The 18936-nt window shown below is 70.1% G+C and carries 21 protein-coding genes; 13 read left to right on the plus strand and 8 right to left on the minus strand.

Translation table 11 applies throughout. The features are described from left to right. Positions 1-208: 208 nt before the first annotated feature. Positions 209-3682, minus strand: a complete 3474-nt coding sequence (locus tag Dvina_RS34380; RefSeq protein WP_246655512.1) for a galactose-binding domain-containing protein — start codon at positions 3680-3682, stop codon at positions 209-211. 274 nt (positions 3683-3956) lie between these two features. On the opposite strand from Dvina_RS34380, the gene Dvina_RS34385 reads away from it, so the two are divergent. The 3 genes from Dvina_RS34385 (at position 3957) to Dvina_RS34395 (ending at position 6365) form a co-directional block, all read left to right on the plus strand. Beyond that, positions 3957-5366 carry a GH1 family beta-glucosidase gene (locus Dvina_RS34385; protein ID WP_223093439.1) on the plus strand — a complete coding sequence of 470 codons (1410 nt, stop codon included), beginning with the start codon at positions 3957-3959 and terminating at the stop codon, positions 5364-5366. Positions 5367-5607: 241 nt separating this feature from the next. Continuing rightward, on the plus strand, positions 5608-5799 hold the full coding sequence (locus Dvina_RS34390; protein ID WP_223093440.1) for a hypothetical protein: 192 nt from the start codon (positions 5608-5610) through the stop codon (positions 5797-5799). Between the two features lie 41 nt (positions 5800-5840). Further along, positions 5841-6365 carry a DUF4865 family protein gene (locus Dvina_RS34395; RefSeq protein ID WP_223093441.1) on the plus strand — a complete coding sequence of 175 codons (525 nt, stop codon included), beginning with the start codon at positions 5841-5843 and terminating at the stop codon, positions 6363-6365. A 409-nt stretch (positions 6366-6774) separates the two neighbouring features. On the opposite strand, the gene Dvina_RS34400 is transcribed toward Dvina_RS34395, so the two are convergent. Beyond that, complete coding sequence (locus Dvina_RS34400; protein WP_223093442.1) at positions 6775-7107, minus strand: STAS domain-containing protein; 333 nt, start codon at positions 7105-7107, stop codon at positions 6775-6777. A 96-nt stretch (positions 7108-7203) separates the two neighbouring features. Here Dvina_RS34400 and Dvina_RS34405 point away from each other — a divergent pair, with 96 nt between their 5' ends. From Dvina_RS34405 to Dvina_RS34415, 3 genes are all read left to right on the plus strand, one after another. Continuing rightward, positions 7204-7650, plus strand: a complete 447-nt coding sequence (locus Dvina_RS34405; protein WP_223093443.1) for a response regulator — start codon at positions 7204-7206, stop codon at positions 7648-7650. An 853-nt stretch (positions 7651-8503) separates the two neighbouring features. Continuing rightward, positions 8504-8929: a hypothetical protein gene (locus Dvina_RS34410; RefSeq protein WP_223093444.1), complete on the plus strand. Its 426-nt coding sequence runs from the start codon at positions 8504-8506 to the stop codon at positions 8927-8929. A gap of 2 nt (positions 8930-8931) precedes the next feature. Beyond that, positions 8932-9156 (plus strand): helix-turn-helix transcriptional regulator, encoded by a 225-nt coding sequence (locus Dvina_RS34415; protein WP_223105871.1) that lies wholly within the window; start codon positions 8932-8934, stop codon positions 9154-9156. Here Dvina_RS34415 and Dvina_RS34420 read toward each other — a convergent pair. Further along, positions 9132-9416, minus strand: a complete 285-nt coding sequence (locus tag Dvina_RS34420) for a hypothetical protein (RefSeq protein WP_223093445.1) — start codon at positions 9414-9416, stop codon at positions 9132-9134. The genes Dvina_RS34415 and Dvina_RS34420 overlap by 25 nt on opposite strands. Positions 9417-9694: 278 nt before the next feature. Between Dvina_RS34420 and Dvina_RS34425 the strand changes: the two genes are divergently transcribed. Next, complete coding sequence (locus Dvina_RS34425) at positions 9695-10654, plus strand: NAD(P)-dependent alcohol dehydrogenase (RefSeq protein ID WP_223093446.1); 960 nt, start codon at positions 9695-9697, stop codon at positions 10652-10654. Here Dvina_RS34425 and Dvina_RS34430 read toward each other — a convergent pair. Next, entirely contained in the window at positions 10644-11570 is a 927-nt protein-coding gene (locus tag Dvina_RS34430; protein WP_223093447.1) for a DUF309 domain-containing protein, read from the minus strand. The two genes, Dvina_RS34425 and Dvina_RS34430, sit on opposite strands and share 11 nt — an antisense overlap. A gap of 91 nt (positions 11571-11661) precedes the next feature. Between Dvina_RS34430 and Dvina_RS34435 the strand changes: the two genes are divergently transcribed. The 4 genes from Dvina_RS34435 to Dvina_RS34450 all read left to right on the plus strand — a co-directional run bounded on the left by Dvina_RS34435 (position 11662) and on the right by Dvina_RS34450 (position 13727). Beyond that, positions 11662-11925: a hypothetical protein gene (locus Dvina_RS34435; RefSeq protein WP_223093448.1), complete on the plus strand. Its 264-nt coding sequence runs from the start codon at positions 11662-11664 to the stop codon at positions 11923-11925. Between the two features lie 103 nt (positions 11926-12028). Further along, on the plus strand, positions 12029-12286 hold the full coding sequence (locus Dvina_RS34440; protein WP_223093449.1) for a hypothetical protein: 258 nt from the start codon (positions 12029-12031) through the stop codon (positions 12284-12286). Between the two features lie 17 nt (positions 12287-12303). After that, positions 12304-12453 (plus strand): hypothetical protein, encoded by a 150-nt coding sequence (locus Dvina_RS34445; RefSeq protein ID WP_223093450.1) that lies wholly within the window; start codon positions 12304-12306, stop codon positions 12451-12453. A gap of 545 nt (positions 12454-12998) precedes the next feature. Further along, a complete protein-coding gene (locus tag Dvina_RS34450; protein ID WP_223093451.1) occupies positions 12999-13727 on the plus strand; it encodes an LppU/SCO3897 family protein in 729 nt (242 codons plus the stop codon). Between the two features lie 54 nt (positions 13728-13781). On the opposite strand, the gene Dvina_RS34455 is transcribed toward Dvina_RS34450, so the two are convergent. Next, positions 13782-14573, minus strand: coding sequence for a maleylpyruvate isomerase family mycothiol-dependent enzyme (locus tag Dvina_RS34455; RefSeq protein ID WP_223093452.1), 792 nt, complete (start codon positions 14571-14573; stop codon positions 13782-13784). A 102-nt stretch (positions 14574-14675) separates the two neighbouring features. Between Dvina_RS34455 and Dvina_RS34460 the strand changes: the two genes are divergently transcribed. Beyond that, on the plus strand, positions 14676-15479 hold the full coding sequence (locus Dvina_RS34460) for a phosphatase PAP2 family protein (protein WP_223093453.1): 804 nt from the start codon (positions 14676-14678) through the stop codon (positions 15477-15479). Between the two features lie 31 nt (positions 15480-15510). After that, positions 15511-16317 carry a DUF2127 domain-containing protein gene (locus Dvina_RS34465; protein ID WP_223093454.1) on the plus strand — a complete coding sequence of 269 codons (807 nt, stop codon included), beginning with the start codon at positions 15511-15513 and terminating at the stop codon, positions 16315-16317. A gap of 132 nt (positions 16318-16449) precedes the next feature. On the opposite strand, the gene Dvina_RS34470 is transcribed toward Dvina_RS34465, so the two are convergent. The 3 genes from Dvina_RS34470 to Dvina_RS55800 form a co-directional block, all read right to left on the minus strand. Next, positions 16450-17115, minus strand: coding sequence for a GntR family transcriptional regulator (locus Dvina_RS34470; protein WP_223093455.1), 666 nt, complete (start codon positions 17113-17115; stop codon positions 16450-16452). 128 nt (positions 17116-17243) lie between these two features. Continuing rightward, positions 17244-18125 carry an AMP-binding protein gene (locus tag Dvina_RS55795; RefSeq protein ID WP_281428149.1) on the minus strand — a complete coding sequence of 294 codons (882 nt, stop codon included), beginning with the start codon at positions 18123-18125 and terminating at the stop codon, positions 17244-17246. Next, on the minus strand, positions 18119-18910 hold the full coding sequence (locus Dvina_RS55800; protein WP_281428150.1) for an AMP-binding protein: 792 nt from the start codon (positions 18908-18910) through the stop codon (positions 18119-18121). The genes Dvina_RS55795 and Dvina_RS55800 overlap by 7 nt, the downstream gene beginning before the upstream one ends. Between the last annotated feature and the right edge of the window lie 26 nt (positions 18911-18936).

Raw genomic sequence — 18936 nt, forward strand, 5'->3', positions numbered from 1 at the left:
CACTCCGCTTCGCTCCGTACCGCTCATCACGAAGGTTTATAGCACGACGCCCGGAAAGCGCTCTCCAGGCAAATGGCCCAGAGAGCGCTTTCAGTGCAATTCGCCGGCAATTCGGGACCCGGCGATCGGCCGGGATCAGCGGTTCCCGCTCCCGCCCGGGCCGCAGCGTCGAGGACGAACCATGACGCTGCGGCCCGGCGGGGCGCTCCTACGAGCGGTACACCCCGAACTCCCAGAGCGAGTAGCCGTACGTGGTCGCCCGCACCTGCCCGTTGATCCGCACGTACCGTGCGTTGCCGTTGACGTTGACGTCGTCGAACCCGCCGTCACCGGACGTGGTCGACCAGATCGTCGTCCAGGTGGCGTTGTCGTCGGACGTCTGGATCTGGTAGCCCTTCGCGTACGCGTCCTCCCAGGCCAGGAAGACCTTGTTGAAGGTCTGCTTAGAGCCCAGGTCGACGGTGATCGACGCGGTGTCGACCCATTCGCTGGCCCAGCGGGTGCCGTAGTTGCCGTCCACCGCGAGGGAGGGCAGCTGCGGGCCGTTGGTGCCGGTCGGCTGGTAGCTCGACGCCGTCGCCGTCTTGTTCAGGGCCAGGTTCGTGCCCGGGATGGAGGGCGCGACCACCTTGAACGAGCGGGTCTCGATGCCGACGTTGCCGAACCCGTCGAACGCGTACACGTAGATCTTCCAGACGCCCAGCTTCTCCGGCGCGGTGACCGTGAACGAGCTGCCACTCTGCGTGAAGTTCACGTTGCGGAAGCCGGTGCCGCCGGTGATGTACTTGTCGCTGGCCATCAGGTTGTAGCGGATCGTGTCGCCGTTGGGGTCGCTCGCGGCCACGTTGACCGTGAACTGGCTGCCCGCCGGGACGGCCGTCTGGTTGCTGACGGTCATCGAGGTGATCTGCGGGGCCGTGTTCGCGAGTGGGGTACCCGAATAGGCCTGCTTCAAGGCCCCGTAACCCAGACGGCGCCAGCCACCGGGGTAGGTGTTGAGCCAGACCCCGCCGAAGTCGTTCTCCAGGCCGTAGTGGAACTCGGTCACGCCGAGGGCGACGCCGGGGTGCGACTTGATGGCGTTCCAGCTGGCCGTGTACCCGTCACGCTTCTGCAGATCGGTCGGCTCGTTCGGCACCCCGTTGACGTCGTTGGGCACCTCCCACTCGCCGGCCGGACCACCCTCGGTGACGATGTACGGCTTCGTGTACCCGCCGTTGATCCAGTCCTGCTTGATGTTGCCGATGGCGCCGTAGGAGTTGACGGCCAGCAGGTCGAGGTGCGGCGAGTTCGCCTTGTAGTACGGCCAGGCGCCGGTGTAGGCGTCGGTCGACGTCACCGGGTGGTTGGGGTCGGCCGCGTGGATGGCCACCGCGAGCTCGTCGACGAACTTGGCGTAGGCGACCCGTCGCGCTTCGACGTCGGCCGCGGACAGCCCGTGGTCCTGCATCGTGAGGATGACCTCGTTGCCGACGTCCCACAGCAGCACGCCCGGGTTGTTCTTGAGCGCGTTGACCCGGTTCACGATCTCGGTCTTCGTGTTGTTCTTGTACGTGGTGTCGTTGACGTAGTCGGCGCCCTGGTTCAGCCAGTGCCCGACGACGACCTTCATGCCCTGCTGGGCGGCCCGGTTGAGCAGCTCCGGGGTCTGCGCGTCGTCGACGCCCCAGGTCCGGATGGTGTTGACGCCCATGTTCTTCAGGTCGCGCATGTACCCGTCCGCCGCACCCTGCGGCGGCCCGTACGTGAGGCCCTTGACCTCCCACGGCTGGCCGTTGACCTGCAGCTGCCAGTTGCCCTGGCTGCCGGTCACCTTGACGACGCTCGGACCGGCCGGGGTGGCCGGGTCGGTCATCGCGGCCGGCGCGGTGCCTGTCGACTTCGCCACCGTCACCGAGTCGACGGCGAGGACGCCGCCCGACGTGGTGTTCGGGGTGGGGGTGGTGAACCCGGCGATCGCGTTGGGCAGCGAGCCGCCGACGGACAGGTCGAAGCGCAGGTAGAAGCCGTGGTGGACGGCGTTGTTCCAGGCCGTGACGCCGACCTGGCTCTCGCGCACGACCCAGGACTGCTTGCCGTCGAGGTAGAAGCGGATCTCCTCGTCGGTCTTCGTCCGGTCGATCACCTGGGTGTACTCGTGGTAACCGGTCTGACACCCGACGCACGAGGCGAGCCCGGAGGAGCGGCCGTTGTACTCGCCGCACACGCCGTCCGGCGCGGTGCCGCAGTGCAGGGTCTGCGCCAGCTGGCTGCGGCCGTTGACGTCGGTCATGATGTCGGTCTCGCCGACACCCGGCCAGTTGTTGTAGTTGCCGCGGTACGCGGCGCCCGTGGCCCGGAAGCCCGGCCAGTAGCCGGCGCCGTTGGCGACGTCGGGCTGCTTGAGCACCGCGGTGAACTTGACCTGCTCGCCCGGCGCGGCCTGGAAGTCGGTGCGCTGGGTCTCCAGGCGACCGGAGGTCCAGTTGCCGGCCCCGTCGCGGATCGCCTTGATGTTGAGCTTGCCGGCCCCGTCGAGGTACACGTTGGCCGTGCTGTTGCTGGCCGTCTCGACCTCACCGGTGCCCCAGTTGGCCGCGCCGCCCGGGAACTGCGTGCCGGTGCGCAGCAGCCAGTTGGCTGCGGAGGGTGACGTGTTGGCGCCGCCGTCGAAGGTGTCGGTCCAGACCGTCGTCCAGTTGGTCGGGTCCGGGGACGTCGAGGTCGGCGGGGGCGAGCTCGGCGGGTTGGAGGTCGTGCCGCCGCCGCCCGCGTACACCTTGAACTCCCACAGCGAGTAGCCGTAGCCGCCGGGGCGCGCGGTGCCGTACAGGCGGATGTAGCGCCCGCTGCCGGTGACGCTCAGTGTCTGCGTGCCGCCGGTGCCGGTGGTGGTGGAGTAGATGTCGGTCCAGGCGGTGCCGTTGGCCGACGTCTGGATCTGGAACGCCTTGCCGTAGGCGGACTCCCACTGCAGGACGACCTGGCAGATCGACTGGGTCGAGCCGAGGTCGATCTGGATCCACTGCGGGTCGCTGAACGCGCTCGACCAGCGGGTGCCGGCGTCGCCGTCGACGGCGTACTGCGGGCCGTTGCCGGCGCCCTCCGACGAGGAGGCGGTGGCCGTCTTGCCCTGGGCCACGTTGGCCGCGGTGTTGCACGCGCCGCCGGTCGGGTTCGTGGTGCCGATCGTCCCGAAGACCTGGAACTCGTACAGCGAGTAGCCGTAGCCGGAGCCGCGGACGGTGCCGTACATCCGGATGTACCGTCCCGTTCCGGTCACGCTGAGTGTCTGCTCACCGCCGGTGCCGGTGGTGGTGCTGTAGATGTTCGTCCAGTTCTGGTCGTCGGTCGAGGTCTGGACCTGGAACGCCTTCCCGTAGGCGCCCTCCCAGCTCAGCTTGACCTGACTGATCGTGGCGGTCCCGCCGAGATCGATGCGGATCCACTGCGGGTCGCTCCACTGGCTGCTCCAGCGGGTCCCCGCATTGCCGTCGTTGACGAAACTCGCGGCCACGTCGGGCGCCTGGTCCGACGAGGACGTGACGGGCTTGCCTTGCGAGATCAGGCCGTCGGCGGCCCGCGCGAACGGCGCGACCACGACGGCGACGGCGGCGACGACGGCGAGAACCAGCACGATGCGCCATCGCGAGGTGAGCAGTTTCCGCCATGCGGGGGCGGAGGCGGTGTGCGCCGGATGCACGGGGGCTCCTTGCGGGGTGTTTGGGAGAGCGCGGCGGCGGTTTGGAGAGCGCTCTCCGATTGCACGCAGTGTTGCCCCGCCGTTTCCGCCGTGTCAAGGGCCCAAAGACCCAGCGGGTGTACTTCGAGGGCGCCCACGCTGCCACCAGACCTTGACACCGGCCACCGTCGGTCGCAGTCTGGTCACACAGTTTGGAGAGCGCTCTCCAAGCACCGTTTCCGGCCGGCTCGGACGCCATCGACGAGGCCAGAGTCGACCGAACGCTGAGGGGTTGATGCGTGTGAGCACCACGGTGGTCCAGGCCGAGCCGGTCCGGCTGACCTTTCCCTCGACCTTCTGGTGGGGCGCCGCCACGGCCGCGTACCAGATCGAGGGCTCCGTGGACGCCGACGGCCGTACCCCGTCGATCTGGGACACGTTCGCGGCCGAGCCGGGAAGGATCACCGGCGGCGACACCGGCGCCGTGTCGACCGGCCACTACGAGCGGTTCCGCGAGGACGTCAAGCTGATGGCCGAGCTGGGCCTGTCCGCGTACCGGTTCTCGATCGCCTGGCCCCGCATCCGCCCCGCCGGCGGCCACGGCGTCAACGCGGCCGGCCTCGACTTCTACGACCGCCTGGTCGACGAGCTCCTCGCCGCCGGCATCCAGCCGGTCGCCACCCTCTACCACTGGGACCTCCCCCAGGAGCTCGAGGACACCGGCGGCTGGACCAGCCGCGAGACGGCCCTGCGCTTCGCCGACTACGCCGCGGTCATGGGGGCCCGCCTCGGCGACCGGGTGGCCATGTGGAACACGCTCAACGAGCCGTGGTGTTCGGCATTTCTCGGGTACGGCACCGGCGGCCACGCCCCCGGCCGGCGCGGCCACGTCCACGCCCTGACCGCGACCCACCACCTGCTGCTCGCGCACGGCCTGGGCATCGAGGCGCTGCGCGCGTCCGGGGCCACCGGCACGCTGTCCGTCGCGCTGAACGCCGGGGCGGTGCGCCCGCTCACCGCGAGCGCGGAGGACGCCGACGCCGCCCGCCGCATCGACGGCCTGCTGAACCGCATCTTCTTCGATCCGATCCTGCGCGGCTCCTACCCGGCCGACACCGTCGAGGACACCCGCGACCTGACCGACTGGGGCTTCGTCCGCGCCGGCGACCTGGCGACGATCTCCACCCCGGTCGACGCGGTCTGCGTGAACTACTACCAGCCGGACCTGGTCTCCGCCGCACCCGCGGGCGTCCTGGACCACGGCACCTGCTACCCGACCGCGCAGGCCGTGCAGTTCCACCCGACACCGGGCCCGGTCACGCACATGGGCTGGTCCGTCGACCCGACCGGCCTGCGCGACCTGCTGCTGCGCATCCGCCGCGACTACGGCGACCGCCCCCTCTACGTGACCGAGAACGGCGCCGCCTACGACGACCGCCCCGGCCCGGACGGTGGCGTGGACGACCCGGAGCGGATCGGCTACCTGCGCGGCCACCTCGCCGCGGTGCACGAGGCGATCCTGGCCGGGGTGGACCTGCGCGGGTACTTCGTCTGGTCACTGCTCGACAACTTCGAGTGGGCGTTCGGGTTCAGCCGCCGCTTCGGCCTGATCCGCGTCGACTACGCCACCCTGGAGCGCACGATCAAGGCGAGCGGTCGCTGGTACTCCGAGGCCATCACCCACAACGGCTTCGACCTGCCCTAGCCACGCCACCCCCCGCCGGACCTGCTCGTGGCTGTACCCATCCCCCCGCGCTGGCGGCAGAGTCGGGCCCGGCTCGGGGCCGATGGACCGTCGGCCGGGTGACCTCTCGCACATCCGGCCGCTGCTTGCGCTGCTCAGCTCATGCGTGCGCGCGATCACTCCCGCAACTGTGTTGAACTGCCTGCGATGATCTTTCTGAATCGATACAGTAGACGCAGTTGCGAGAGAATGGAGTGAGCACATGGAGACCACCACCCGCCGCGTGCGCACGGCGATCAGCGGCCGCATCCAGGCCCGACGCGCCCGTCGCCAGCTGGTTCGCGAGATCGGCTCCTACCGGACGCCGGCCGAGCGTCTGGAGCTGGACCTGATCCTGGGCCGGCACACCGAGGAGCAGATCGCCGAGATCGACGCCATCCTGCGGTCCGCCTGACAGTCCGAGCCCCGGACTCTGTACCTACTAGTATGTACGGCATGGACGCGATGCAGTACTCGCTGCCCCTGCCCACCGACTACGACATGGGGATCATCCGGGAGCGCGTGCGCCGCAACGGCCACGCGCTCGACGACCGGGAGGGCCTCGGCTTCAAGGCGTACCTGATCCGGACCGCGGGCGTGGACGGCTCCCCGGTCAACGAGTACGCGCCGTTCTACGTGTGGAACTCCGCCCCGGCGATGACGCAGTTCCTGCTGAGCGGCGGCGGCTTCCAGCACATTGTCCGCGACTTCGGACGCCCCGCGGTCCAGCACTGGACGGTCGTCTCGGCGGTCCGGGGCCCGGCCCGCGATCAACCGCCCCTGTCGGCGACCCGTACGGTCACCCCGCTCGAGTGGGGTGCGGAGCTACCGGCGCCGGCTGTCGGCGCGTACCTGCATACGGCGATCGTGGCCTACGACCCGTCACGGTGGGAACTGCTGCGCTTCGAACTGTGGAGCGCCGCCCACCGCGGGCCGTACGAGGTGCTGCACCTCTCGGCGCCGCCTTCGGAGGGCTTCTGACGCTTGCCCACGCCGGAGCACGCTTTTCCGGGCCAGACCTTGCGTTTCCGGGCCGAACGTTGCGTTTCCGGGGCCGGCGCTCGTGTTTCCGACCGGAGCTCGTGTTTCCTGACCGGAGCTTGCGTTTCCTGACCGGAGCTTGCGTTGCCGGGCCGGAGTTCGCGTTGCCGGGCCGGAGTTCGCGTTGCCGGGGCGGACCTCGCGTTGCCGGGCCGGACCTCGCGTTTTGCGACCGGGGCTTGCGTTTTGCGACCGGGGCTTGCGTTTTGCGACCGGGGCTTGCGTTTTGCGCCGCATCCGAGTTGTCGCCGGAGCTTGAGTGCGTGTCGGAACCTGCGTCAGCGTCGGAGCCCGGGCTTGGCGTCGCAGCTCGATTGTTCGCGCCGGGAGTCGTGTTCCCGCACCCGGATCACAGGACCTCGGACGCCGCTTCGATGGAGTCGACGATCACGAACACCTGGTCGAGGCCGGTGATCCGGAAGATGCGGCTGACCCGCTCGTCGGTGCAGACGACCACGAACGCGCCCCCGGCACCGCGGGCCCGGTTGTACGCGCCGATGAGCACGCCGAGCGTGACCGAGTCCATGAACGTGACAGCCGCCAGGTTGACGACGAGCGTCGGCTGCGCATCCAGGGCGGCGTTGACCGCCGCACGCAGCTCGGCGGCGTTGCCGACGTCGAGCTCACCTTCGGCGTGCACGACACCGTGCCCGCCGCTCAACGTGCCGATCTCGAACCCCACGCGTAGAACCTAGCGGTCGCCGACCCGGAACGGGGCCTCGGGCACGGGTTTTGCCGAAAGCGCTACTGTGGAGCGACCGGTGGGGAAAGGGGCACGATGAGCAGCGCACGGCCGGTCCCGATCGAGATCCTCCTGATCGAGGACGACCCCGGCGACGTGCTCATCACCCGCGATGCGTTCGACGAGAACAAGCTCCGCAACCGCCTGACCGTCTGCACCGACGGCGCCGAGGCCCTACGCTTCCTCCGCCGCACCGCCGCAGACCCCACCGCCACCCGCCCCGACATCATCCTGCTGGACCTGAACCTCCCCGGCATCGACGGCCGCACGGTCCTGAAGGTCATCCACGCCGACCCGGCTCTGAACCGCATCCCGGTCGTGGTCCTGACCTCCTCGACGGCCGAGGAGGACTTCCTACGCAGCCACGCCCTCCAGGTCGACGACTACATCGCCAAGCCGGTCGACTTCGCCGGCCTGATGCACGTGGTCCGCCGGATCGAGGCGTTCCACATCTGCGTAGAACGCACGGCCACCGCCTCGTAGCACCTCAGCCCCCCTCACCGTCGATTTTCGTCAACATCGACGACCGCCGCACGCCACAGCCAGCGCCGCCGATCACCACGACGAGCTCCGCACAAGGCGCCTCGCACCCGACGGCCGGTCGCCGCACTTCGCGTGACACTTGAGGCGCCTCACACAACGACGGCCCTGCGCGAGGCGCCTCACACCACAACGGCCCTGCGCGACGCGCCTCGCACCACAACGAGCCCCGCGCAAATGGCCTCGCACCACAACGGCCCTGCGCGACGCACCTCGCACCACAACGAGCCCCGCGCAAGGCGCTTGATGTCGAGGACGAAGCCAACGCCGACGGCGGCCGCCAAACCTCCGGGTCGATCCCGATGCCCAGGCACACTCACGTTGCGGATGGCCCAGCTGCCCGTCGCCGTCGACATCGATAGCCACCGGCGCCCTACTTTGGCGATTACCCTGCACGGCCGGTCGACATGGACGGTTGTACGCACCGCTGGTCGACGTCGATGCCCGTCCACGCCGCCGGTCGACGTTGATGACTGTTCGCGCCGCCGGTCGACGTCGATGCCCGTCCGCGCCGCCAGTCGACGTTGATGACTGTTCGCGCCGCCGGTCGACGTCGATGCCCGTCCGCGCCGCCAGTCGACGTTGATGACTGTCTGCGCTAGCCGCTGATGTCGACCGTGGTCCGCGGCCCTTGTTCGCGCTGGCGTTGACGGTATGCGCTGGGCGCCGATGTTGAGACGCGGCGCGGTCGGCGTTTGAGTTGGGATCTTGCCTACAGTGTCGTGTAAAGGATTCTTGACATGGTGTCGGGTTCGCTTTACCTTCAACGTGTCAAAGATGTTTGACACTCGGCGAAGTGGGGCGTGCCATGTCGTACCAGGAGAAGCGGGCCTGGATTTATGCCGTTGTCGCGGTGGTCGTGCCGGCTAGCTACGCGATCGTGTTGCTTGCGCGGGCGCCTGCTGGTGGCGTTGCGGCCGGTGAGTACGGGCGGGCGTTGATGATCGCGGTGTCGGCTTCGATTGTGCTCAATGGAGTGGCCGGGGCGTTCGCGGCTGGGGGCGGGCGGAAGGAGCCCGTGGACGAGCGGGACCGGGCGATCGGGCAGCGCGGGGAGTACGTCGGGTTCTACGTCATGAGCGGGGCCGCGATCGTGCCGCTGGCGCTCGCCGTGCGCGAGGCGCCGTACTTCTGGATCGCGAACTCGCTGTATCTGTCGTTCACGCTCGCGGCGGTGGTGTCGGCGGTCGTGAAGATCGTTGCGTACCGGCGGGGGATGTGAGCGTGGGAAAACCTACCCGCGTCACGAACTCGATCCGGGCGCTGCGGTTCGCCCACAACGAAATGACGCAGGCCGAGCTGGCGGAGCGCATCGGCGTCACCCGTCAGACGATCAACGCGATCGAGCAGGGCAAGTACTCGCCGACGCTCGAGGCCGCCTTTCAGATCGCGCGCGCGTTCGGAGTACCACTCGAAACGGTTTTTCAGTATCCGGAGGAGGAGGCATGAGGGCTCGATCCAATGCGGTGACCAGGTGCTTCGCCCCGCCGCCGGTTCGCCTCGCCGGGCTGGCGTGGCCGCAGCGGGCAGTCGATCAGCGGTGCGGCGGTCGTGACAGCAACAACGTCGGCCGCGCCGAGCACGTCGGCCGCCTTGAGCACCCCGGCCGCCTTGAGCACCCCGGCCGCCTTGAGCACCCCGGCCGCCTTGAGCACCTCGGCCGCCTTGAGCACCTCGGCTACCTCGAGCACGTCGGCTACCTCGAGCACGTCGGCCGCCCGAGGCAGAAGGCGCGACTCGGCAGCCTGCTACTCGCCCAGCAGGCCGTATACGTGCACACGGTGCAAGCGACCAAATACACGGGGCGTGCGCAACCAGCTGTGCGGATGCGCAATGCGGAGCCGGCCGTGCACGTGGACACTGCGGAGCGTGCCGGGCCCAGGACCGCCGTGCGGTCGGCCGTGCGTGCGGGCCATGCGTTGCCGGGCGGTGCCGTGGGGGCCGGGCTGCGGTTGGCGGCTGCGGCTCCTCGGGTGGCGGTAGCGGGATGAAGGCTGTCGTGCGGGAGCGGTACGGGGCGGCGCTCGAGGTCAGGGATGTTGCGACGCCGGAGATTGGGGAGCGGGGTGTGCTGGTCGCGGTGCGGGCGGCCGGGGTTGATCAGGGGGTCTGGCATCTGGCTACGGGGCGGCCGTACCTGATCCGGGCGGCCGGGTTCGGGCTGCGGCGGCCCAGGGTGGCTGGGCTCGGGATGGATGTGGCGGGAGTTGTCGCGGCGGTCGGGGCGCAGGTGACGCGGCTGCGGGTCGGGGACGAGGTGTTCGGGGTCGGGGATGCGACGTTCGCCGAGTACGCCGCGTCCGATGAGGACCGGCTCGCCCTCAAGCCCGCGAACGTCTCCTTCGTCCAGGCGGGAGCGGCCGCGTGCTCCGGAGTGGCGGCGCTGCAAGGGTTACGCGACAAGGCGGAGGTGCGGCCGGGACAGCGGGTGCTGGTGTTGGGGGCGGGCGGTGGCGTGGGGTCGTTCGCAGTACAAATGGCGAAGTGTCTTGGCAGTGAAGTGACAGCCGTGTGCTCCACCGGAAAGGTGGAGCTGGTGCGGTCGCTCGGCGCAGCGTGCGTGGTCGACTACGCGGCCGGGGAGCCGCGGGGGACGTGGGACGTCATCATCGACACCGGGGGCGGGCGGTCACTTTCCGCATTGCGACGGCTACTCGGCCCGGCCGGCACGCTGGTGATCGTCGGCTCGGAACAGGGCGGCGGGAAGTGGCTGCAGGGCACCGATCGGCAGCTGCGCGCGGGCCTGCTCAGCCCGTTCACGCGCCAGCGGCTGACCGGGCTCATGTCGAAGATCGCAGCCGAGCCCTTGAATACGCTGCGTGATTGGATGGCCGATTCCGCGGTGGTACCCGTAGTCGACCGCACGTTCCCCCTCGCCGACACCGCCGCGGCGATCGAGCACCTGCGCACGGGCCACCCGGGCGGCAAGGTCGTGCTCACTGTCTGAGACGGGGCGTGCCCACTCCCCCGGCCCGCGCGAAGTCGATCAGGCCGTCGATATCGATGTTGTACGGCCGGGAGTCCGCGAACGTCGCGATCCGCAACGCCGCCCGGTCGAGGAGCCGGGCGGCACCGTCGGTGTTGCCACGCCGGGCGTGCGTCAGGCCGACGGCCAGCTGGGCCAGGCCGCGCCAGAGCTCGCGTTCGTCGTCGGGCGCGGCTTTCCAGGCGGCCTCGAGCACCTCGTGCGCGTGGAACGGTCGGCCCGCGTCGAGCAGGTGCTGCGCCTGGTCGAGCGCCTCGTCGGGGGTGACGGCGAGGTCGTCGGGCATCGTCGGTACGCCGGCCGCACCGCGGGGCAACGGGCGGCCGAGCTCGTCGCGCGGGCGGGCATTGCGGGCTCGGCCCTGCACGTCCCGGTCACGCTCAGGTGAGCAACGCGGCTCTGCGGGCGTCGCTGCGGCCGCGGCGGGCGTCGCTGCGGCCGCGGCGGGCGTCGCTGCGGCCGCGGCGGGCGTCGCTGCGGCCGCGGCGGGCGTCGCTGCGGCCGCGGCGGGCGTCGCTGCGGCCGCGGCGGGCGTCGTTGCGGCTGCGGCGGGCGGCTCGGTGGATGCGTCGAGGCGGTTGCCGGAGAGCCGAGGCGCGTTGAGCGGCGCGGCCGCGGTGGTGGGCGTTGCTGCGCCCTCGGTGGGCGGCTCGGCCGGCGCGGTGAGGCCGTTGGCGGAGAGCGCCGGTGTATCGGGCGTCCCTGCTTTGGCGGCAGGTGTGGCTTCGGCGGCGGCAGGTGCAGTTGCGGTCTTGGCGGGCGGCTCGGTGGACGTGTCGGGGCGGTTGCCGGAGCGTGACGGTGTGCCGGGGTCGGCAACCGTCGGTGGGGAACCGGATTCGACATGCGTTTGGGGGTTGCGGGCCTCGTGCTGCACGCCTTCGTCCCCCTCGTACTCCATGTTGCCCAGCGTAATTCACGGATATCCGTGACGGTGGGGTCGCTCGATGTCAGGCATGATGGATTGCGTGACGCAATGGGAATATGCGCGACTGGAATACCGTGCGGCCGGCACGCTGGGCACGGACAAGTTCGAGGACTGGGACGCGGTCTTCCACCACCCCGGGGGCGTGCAGCGCTGGGGGACGGACGAGCGCTTCAACGACCTGCGCCACCTGAACCGGGCGGGCGCCGAGGGCTGGCAGGCGTATGACCGGGCCGCCATGATCATTGGCCAGCCGCACCGCCTCCATGCGGTGACGTACTCCCTGCGGCGCGTCATCGAGCACTGACGCAGCCGCCGCTTCTCTCCTCCCAGCCGGGTCGCAGCGTCCTGCCACGCCCGGCGCAGCCGCCGCGGAAAGACTCTGCGTAACGGCGACGGAGGAGGCAGAGATGCGACGACACAACGTGATGCGCCGCGCGACGGGCCTGGCGGGCCTGCTGGCGGCCCTGGGGGTGGCAGGCTCCCTGGCCGCGGCGGGCGCGGCCCACGCATCCCGCGTTGCCGAGCAGCGGGCCGCGGTCACGACGCCCGCCCCGGCGAGCATTGCGGCCGCGACGGCGGACAACGGCTCGGCCGGGCCGGTGCTGACCGCACTTCGCCGGTCGACATCGACTGAAGTCCACGTCGTCGCGGCGATTAGCCGATGACCACGGCTAATCCGTGAATGACGCAGGCATGGGCGGCGGCGCACATCGTGGTGGTGGAGCCCGCGATGTTGGACCGGACCGAGGCGCCGGCCGTCGCCGAACTCGCCGCGGTGACGAGGGCTTCGGGCGCCGGAATCCGGGCGGCGTACCGCGATTACGGTCGTTGAATGTCGACGATGTCGATTTGCGTCGACATTGACCTCTGTCCAGCGCGGCACCGCGCGTCGAGAGCAGGATTCTCGGCATTGCGGCACGGCACGGCAACGGCCCACCCACAGCACTGCCCAGCACCGCACAGTCCAAGACACGGCAAGGCACGGTGCACAGTACGGCCCAGCGCACGGCGCGGCATGGCACAGCGGACCGCCCAGCCCAGCCCTGCCCAGCGCACGGCGCGGTGTGGCACGGCGGACCGCCCAGCGCGCGGGGCACGGCGCACGGCGCACGGCGCACGGCGCACGGCGCACGGCGCACGGCGCACGGCGCACGGCATGGGCACGACGTACGGCATACATGGCCTGGCGCACCCGCACGGCGGACTTTTCGTGGCTTGGTGCTGTTGCGGCTTTGCGCGCGTGTGATCGCCGCACGGGTGGTGGGAGCGGAGTTGTGGGCGGGGGCTGTAGTCGGAATATGGACAGTTGGGCGTAGGTGAGGTGTGTGGGCCGATATGCCTCCGGTATCCCCGCTTGATTCCTGGGAGGCTCCAAGCATGACCACACCCGCGCAGCCCGGGCCGCCATCCGAGCCGGCGGCGCAACCCACACAGGTGCCGCAAACCACGCCGTCGCCGCAAACCGCGCCGCAGTTCACGCCACCGTCGCCGTCGCAAACCGCTGCGCCGCAATTCCCGCCGCCGCCGCCGTCGCCGGCGCCGGCGCCGGCGCAGCAGCACCGGTCAGAGGTGGACGGGGTGACGGCATCCGAGGTCCTGCCGCAATCCCCGCTGCCGTCGTCGCCGCAGGAGTTCTCGCCGGGGGTGCAGTCGCCGGTGCCGCACCAGCAGCCGTCGCCGGAGGTGGGCGGGGTGCCGCCCGTCGCGAATACGGGAGCCGGGGCGGCGAGCGGTGGTCAGGGGGCGCAAGCGGCCGGGTCGGGGAGGGCGGCGGCTGGAAGGCGGCGGCAGGTGGTGATTCTGCTGGCGTTGGTCGGGTTGCTCGGGTTGTTGCTCGGCATGGCGTGGTACTTCAACCGGGACGCGGCCACCAATGCCAACGTCGGGGACTGCCTGCACGACCCCGGCGACCAGAAGCTGAAGATCGTCAAGTGTGGCGGCGCGGATGCCGACTACACGGTGCTCGGCAAGGTTTCGGGCAAGGATCAGCGGGAGGCGATCAGCCCGTTCTCGTCGGTGTGTCGGCAGTGGCCGGACAGCACGAACTCGTACTGGCAGGGCGAGGAGGGCAGGAAGGGCGACGTGCTCTGCCTGCGCAAGAGGTAGCGGGTACGCGAAAGGCGGGCCGGAGGACCGGCCCGCCCGGGAGGTGCCGGCGTCTCAGTAGCCGGGGAAGACCGCGCGCAGGTCGTCGAGGCTTATCGGGCCGGTGATCGCCACGTCGGCCGGTGTGTACGCGGGCTTGAGGCGGCCCGCGGCCAGGCGGAGCCACGCGTCGAGCGTCAGCGACAGCTCGCCGTCGGCGGTGGTGGGAGCGGCGCCCAGGGTGACCGGGTCGACCAGGTTGAGGCCGAGGGTCTCGCCGGTGTCGGTCAGGCGCACCAGCAGGGTCGCGGTGCGGCCGTCCAGGTTGGCCGGCTTGGCGATCCAGCCGAACAGGCCCTCCACCCGGTCGGCGATCTGGGCGGCCGCCTCGGGGGCGAGCGTCGCGGCCGGGTCGAGGCCCGCGCGGACGTCCCAGTCGTGGTAGCCGAACTCGGTCAGGCGCAGCAGGGCCGAGGTGCCCACGTCGACCGGCTCCGGCATCCAGCCGATATCGATCTTGTGGGACTCGTGCTGCTCGGGGGTGAACGCCTCGTACGCGCGGACCAGGCGCTCGTTCGCGGGCGGGAAGGCGGCCTGGCGCTCCTGCGGGGTCATCGCGTCCCAGCGCGCCCACACGCCCTTGTTGAACTCGAACTCGGGGGCGGGGCGGCCCTCCAGCGAGGCCTGCACGGCCTCCAGGTTGATCTCGGCGCCGCTGCCCAGGTGGCTGATGACCTGCGACAGGTCCCACTCGTCGGCCGCCGACGGGCCGGTCAGCTGCTCCGTCGTCAGGCCGGCGACGAGCGCGGACAGGTCGTCGTGGCCCTTGCGCAGGGCGGCGATCGCCTGATCTGCCCGTGTGCTCAATGCGACTCCCTCAAAATTGAAGCTTCAACGAAATTCGTGGCACACAACACAGTACCGACGAATCAGAAATCTTGCGCGAACCGCAACATCAGGTAGCTTCACATGATGAACACGGGGGCCCGGGTCGGTGAACATCGGGACACCACACGCTTACGACCCCGGGCCTGGACCGAGCTGCTGCTGGTCGTCAGCCTGTTCCTGGCCTACAAGGTGGGTCGCATCGCGGTCGACGGGCGCATCGGCGCGGCCTACGAGGACGCCCACTTCGTCTGGGACCTCGAGCGCGTGCTGCGCCTGCCGGACGAGGCTGCCGTCCAGCAGCTGCTGCTCAACGCCGACGCCCTGGTCCGGGCGGCGAACGTGTACTACGCCGTCGTGCACTTCCCCGCCACGATCGCGTTCCTGCTCTTCGTGTACTGGCTGCGGCCCGAACACTACATCCGGTTCCGCCGCATCCTCGCCTGGCTCACCGCGATCGGGCTCCTCGTCCACTTCGCGTTCCCGCTCGCCCCGCCGCGGCTGCTCGACGGGCTCGGGCTCATCGACACCGCCGCCGCCTACGGGCCCTCCGTCTACGGGCCGCCGCAGACCGACACCCTCAGCAACCAGTACGCCGCGATGCCCTCCCTGCACGTCGGCTGGGCCCTCGTCGTCGCGGCCGGGCTCATCCACGCCACCCGCAGCAGATGGCGCTGGCTGTGGCTGGCCCACCCGATCCTGACCATGCTCGTCGTCGCCGGCACCGCCAACCACTACTGGCTCGACGGCGCCATCGCCGCGGTCATCGTCGGGGTCCTGCTCATCGCCACGAGCCAGCACCAGCACGCCACCCCGCGGGTACCGCTGCAGCTGACCCGCGACACCGCCGAACGTCACGAACCGATACTAGGCACAAAGACGACATAAAAACGTGCACCCATGCGGTATCAAAGATCGCGTGGACTGGAACCTGCGCACCTGCGCGCGCAAAGGGCACGTGACCTACGCACCCACGGAGGACACGTTCCGGGAGAAGCTGCACACGCCCACCCCGGTCGGCCCGGCCTGGCGCTGCCTGCGCTGCGGCGACTTCGTCATCGGCGAACCGCACCAGACCGGCCCGGCCGACCGGGCGCCGATCGTCCTGCGCGGCCGGGCCCTGCGCGACGCGCTCATCCTGCGGCTGCTGTCGCTCGAGCGGTTCATCAAGGGCATCCTCTGCCTCGCCGCCGCCTACGGCGTCTTCCACTTCCGCAGCCACCGCGACGGCGTCGAGCGCGCCTTCAACGAGGACGTGCCGCTGCTGAAGCCGTTCATGGACAAGATCGGCTGGAAGTTCGAGGAGTCCGGGATGATCCACACGATCCGGACCGTCATCGAAGCCGAGTCCAGGACCCTGCTCTGGGTCGCCGCCGGCCTCGCCCTCTACGGCGCGCTCCAGCTCATCGAAGGCGTCGGCCTGTGGATGCTGAAGCGCTGGGGCGAGTACTTCGCCGTCGTCGCCACCTCCCTCGGCCTGCCCATCGAGATCTACGAGCTCACCGAGAAGATCACGTTCACCCGCGTCGGCGCGCTCGTCATCAACATCGTCGCCGTGCTCTACATCCTGCTGTCCAAGCGCCTCTTCGGGCTCCGCGGCGGGAAGGCCGCCCACGAGGCGGAGCGGCACGAGACGAGCTTCCTCGAAGTCGAGGTCGCCGCCAACGAACCCACGCTGCCCAGGGGCCTGCGCACGGTACCCAGGACACCCGCAGGCGTCCGCTGAGCAAAAAGTCAGCAAACTGCCACTGGCAGGACACGCAACAGCGACGTATAGTCGAACACGAGACCGGCATCTTCCCCCGTGGATGCCGGTCTTCTACTTGCCCGGATCGTCCACTCAGCCGGTGCGGGGGTGCTACGCCTCCAGCGCGGCGTTCTTGCGGATCGTCCGGATGGCGTTCAGGTTGTGCTCCCGTGCGCACGCCTCCAGCACCGACGAGTCGTCCTCGCCCCGCTCCAGCCGGTCCAGCAGCGCGTCGTGCTCCTCCACCGCCGTCGCCAGCCGCAGCGCCGGATACAGCGTGACGAGCACCCGCGACGCGTCGATGCGGTCCCAGATCGTGTCCAGGGACTCGACCACGTACCGGTTGCCGCAGCAGCGGTACAGCGCCCGGTGGAACTGCCGGTGCAGCGCCATGACGAGCCCATGATCGATCTGCTCGGCCGCCGCCACCTCCCGCAGCTGGCCGTTGAAGCCGCGGGCCTCGGCCAGGTCCGACACCTTCACCCGGGTCGCCGCCAGCGCGAACGCGAAGCCGTCGAGCAGCGCCAGCATCTCGACGAGCTGCTCCCACTCGTCGTCCTGCAACGTCGCCACCCGGGCACCGACGTTGCGCTCGAAATGCACGAGGCCCTCGGCCTCCAGCCGGCGGATCGCCTCCCGCACCGGCACCGGTGACACGTCAAGCTCCCGGGCCAGGCTGCTCAGCACGAGCCGCTTCCCCGGCGTGAACCGGCCGTCGATGATGCGCTCACGAATCGCCCGGTACGCCAGCTCGTGCTTCGACGGCTCAGGTTGCACGCGCCACATCCCACTCTTGACAGGGGGCAGCGGCCCCACAATCATATACGATGAATCATATACGATGGATCACCGCCGGTGGTGCGACCGGATGCAACGGGGGCGGCCGCACCATCGGCGGTTCGTCGTCATGAATCCGTCATCGTAAGGCCCAGCTCCCGCGCCGACACCTCGCGCATCTCGACCTTGCGGACCTTTCCCGTCACGGTCATCGGGAACTCATCGACGATCTTCACGTACCGCGGGATCTTGTAGTGCGCGAGCCGCCCGGCGCAGTACTCCCGCACGCCCTCGGCACCCAGCGGCGCGGCCCCCTCGCGCAGCCGCACCCAGGCCATCAGCTCCTCGCCGAAGCGCTCGTCGGGCACGCCGATCACCTGCACGTCGACGATGTCCGGGTGGCCGTAGAGGAACTCCTCGACCTCGCGCGGGTACACGTTCTCGCCCCCGCGGATCACCAGGTCCTTGATCCGCCCGACGATGTTGACGTACCCGTCCTCGTCCATGGTCGCCAGATCGCCGGTGTGCATCCAGCGGGCCGCGTCGACGGCCTCGGCGGTGGCCTCGGGCTGGCGCCAGTAGCCGAGCATCACGCTGTATCCGCGCGTGCACAGCTCCCCCGCGACGCCCCGCGGCACGAGCCGGCCGGTCGACGGGTCGATGATCTTCACCTCGAGGTGCGGGCCGACCCGCCCGACGGTCGACACCCGCCGCTCCAGGTCGTCGTCGCGGGCCGTCTGCGTGGACACCGGCGACGTCTCCGTCATCCCGTAGCAGATGGTCACCTCGGCCATGCCCATGTCGGCGATGACCCGCTTCATGACGTGCACGGGGCACGGCGACCCGGCCATCACCCCGGTCCGCAGCGCCGACAGGTCGAAGTCCGCGAATCCCGGCAGGGCGAGCTCGGCGATGAACATGGTCGGCACGCCATAGAGCACAGTGCACCGCTCATCCTGTACCGCCTGCAGCGTCGCCGCGGGATCGAAGGCGCGGGCCGGGATCACCATGCAGGCGCCGTGCGTGGCGCCTCGGGCGGGCCGCTCGTGCGAAGCCCAGCGGGCCGGCCGGGGCGAGCGCCGAGGTTGCCCATGACCATGCCGAAGCAGTGGTAGAACGGCACCGGCAGGCAGACCCGGTCGGCCTCGGTCCAGCCCTGCGTCTCGGCGACGAAGAAGCCGTTGTTGAGGATGTTGTGGTGCGACAGTGTCGCGCCCTTCGGGAACCCGGTGGTGCCCGAGGTGTACTGGATGTTGATGGGATCGTCGAACGTCAGCTCGGCCGAGCGCTCCCGCAGTACCACATCCGGCACTTGATCGTGTTGCAGGGCGTCCCAGTCCGGCGAGCCGATGAAGATCACGTCGGCCAGGGAGGGCCGGACCTCGGTGACCATCGCGCGGTAGTCGGAGGTCTTGAGGCGCTCGGCCGCGACCAGCAGGCCGACCCCGGACTGCTCGAGCACGTACGCGAGCTCGTGGGTGCGGTAGGCCGGGTTGATGTTGACGAGGATGGTGCCGATCTTGGCCGTGGCGTACTGCAGGATCGTCCACTCGGGACAGTTCGGCGCCCAGATCCCGACCCGGTCGCCCTTCGCGAGCCCCCGCGCGAGCAGTCCGCGGGCCACGGCGTCGACCTCGGCGACGAGCTCGCGGTAGGTCCAGCGCCGGCCGGTCGGCACGTCGACGAGCGCGTCGGCGTCGGGGACACGCGCGGCGGTGCGGTCGAGGTTGGCGCCGATCGTCTCACCCAGCATCGGCCCGTCGGCGGACCCGACGAAGTACGACAGCAGTGTCATGCCCTGCAACGATGCCACCGCGCTGC

It is taken from the genome of Dactylosporangium vinaceum (assembly GCF_019904175.1).
Lineage (GTDB): Bacteria > Actinomycetota > Actinomycetes > Mycobacteriales > Micromonosporaceae > Dactylosporangium > Dactylosporangium vinaceum.

Coding starts and splice junctions, on each gene's coding strand:
- Dvina_RS34385 (WP_223093439.1), top strand. CDS start 3,957: ATGCGTGTGAGCACCACGGTGGTCCAGGCCGAGCCGGTCCGGCTGACC.
- Dvina_RS34390 (WP_223093440.1), top strand. CDS start 5,608: ATGGAGACCACCACCCGCCGCGTGCGCACGGCGATCAGCGGCCGCATC.
- Dvina_RS34395 (WP_223093441.1), top strand. CDS start 5,841: ATGGACGCGATGCAGTACTCGCTGCCCCTGCCCACCGACTACGACATG.
- Dvina_RS34405 (WP_223093443.1), top strand. CDS start 7,204: ATGAGCAGCGCACGGCCGGTCCCGATCGAGATCCTCCTGATCGAGGAC.
- Dvina_RS34425 (WP_223093446.1), top strand. CDS start 9,695: ATGAAGGCTGTCGTGCGGGAGCGGTACGGGGCGGCGCTCGAGGTCAGG.
- Dvina_RS34440 (WP_223093449.1), top strand. CDS start 12,029: ATGCGACGACACAACGTGATGCGCCGCGCGACGGGCCTGGCGGGCCTG.
- Dvina_RS34445 (WP_223093450.1), top strand. CDS start 12,304: ATGACGCAGGCATGGGCGGCGGCGCACATCGTGGTGGTGGAGCCCGCG.
- Dvina_RS34450 (WP_223093451.1), top strand. CDS start 12,999: ATGACCACACCCGCGCAGCCCGGGCCGCCATCCGAGCCGGCGGCGCAA.
- Dvina_RS34460 (WP_223093453.1), top strand. CDS start 14,676: ATGATGAACACGGGGGCCCGGGTCGGTGAACATCGGGACACCACACGC.
- Dvina_RS55795 (WP_281428149.1), bottom strand. CDS start 18,125: ATGGTGATCCCGGCCCGCGCCTTCGATCCCGCGGCGACGCTGCAGGCG.
- Dvina_RS55800 (WP_281428150.1), bottom strand. CDS start 18,910: ATGACACTGCTGTCGTACTTCGTCGGGTCCGCCGACGGGCCGATGCTG.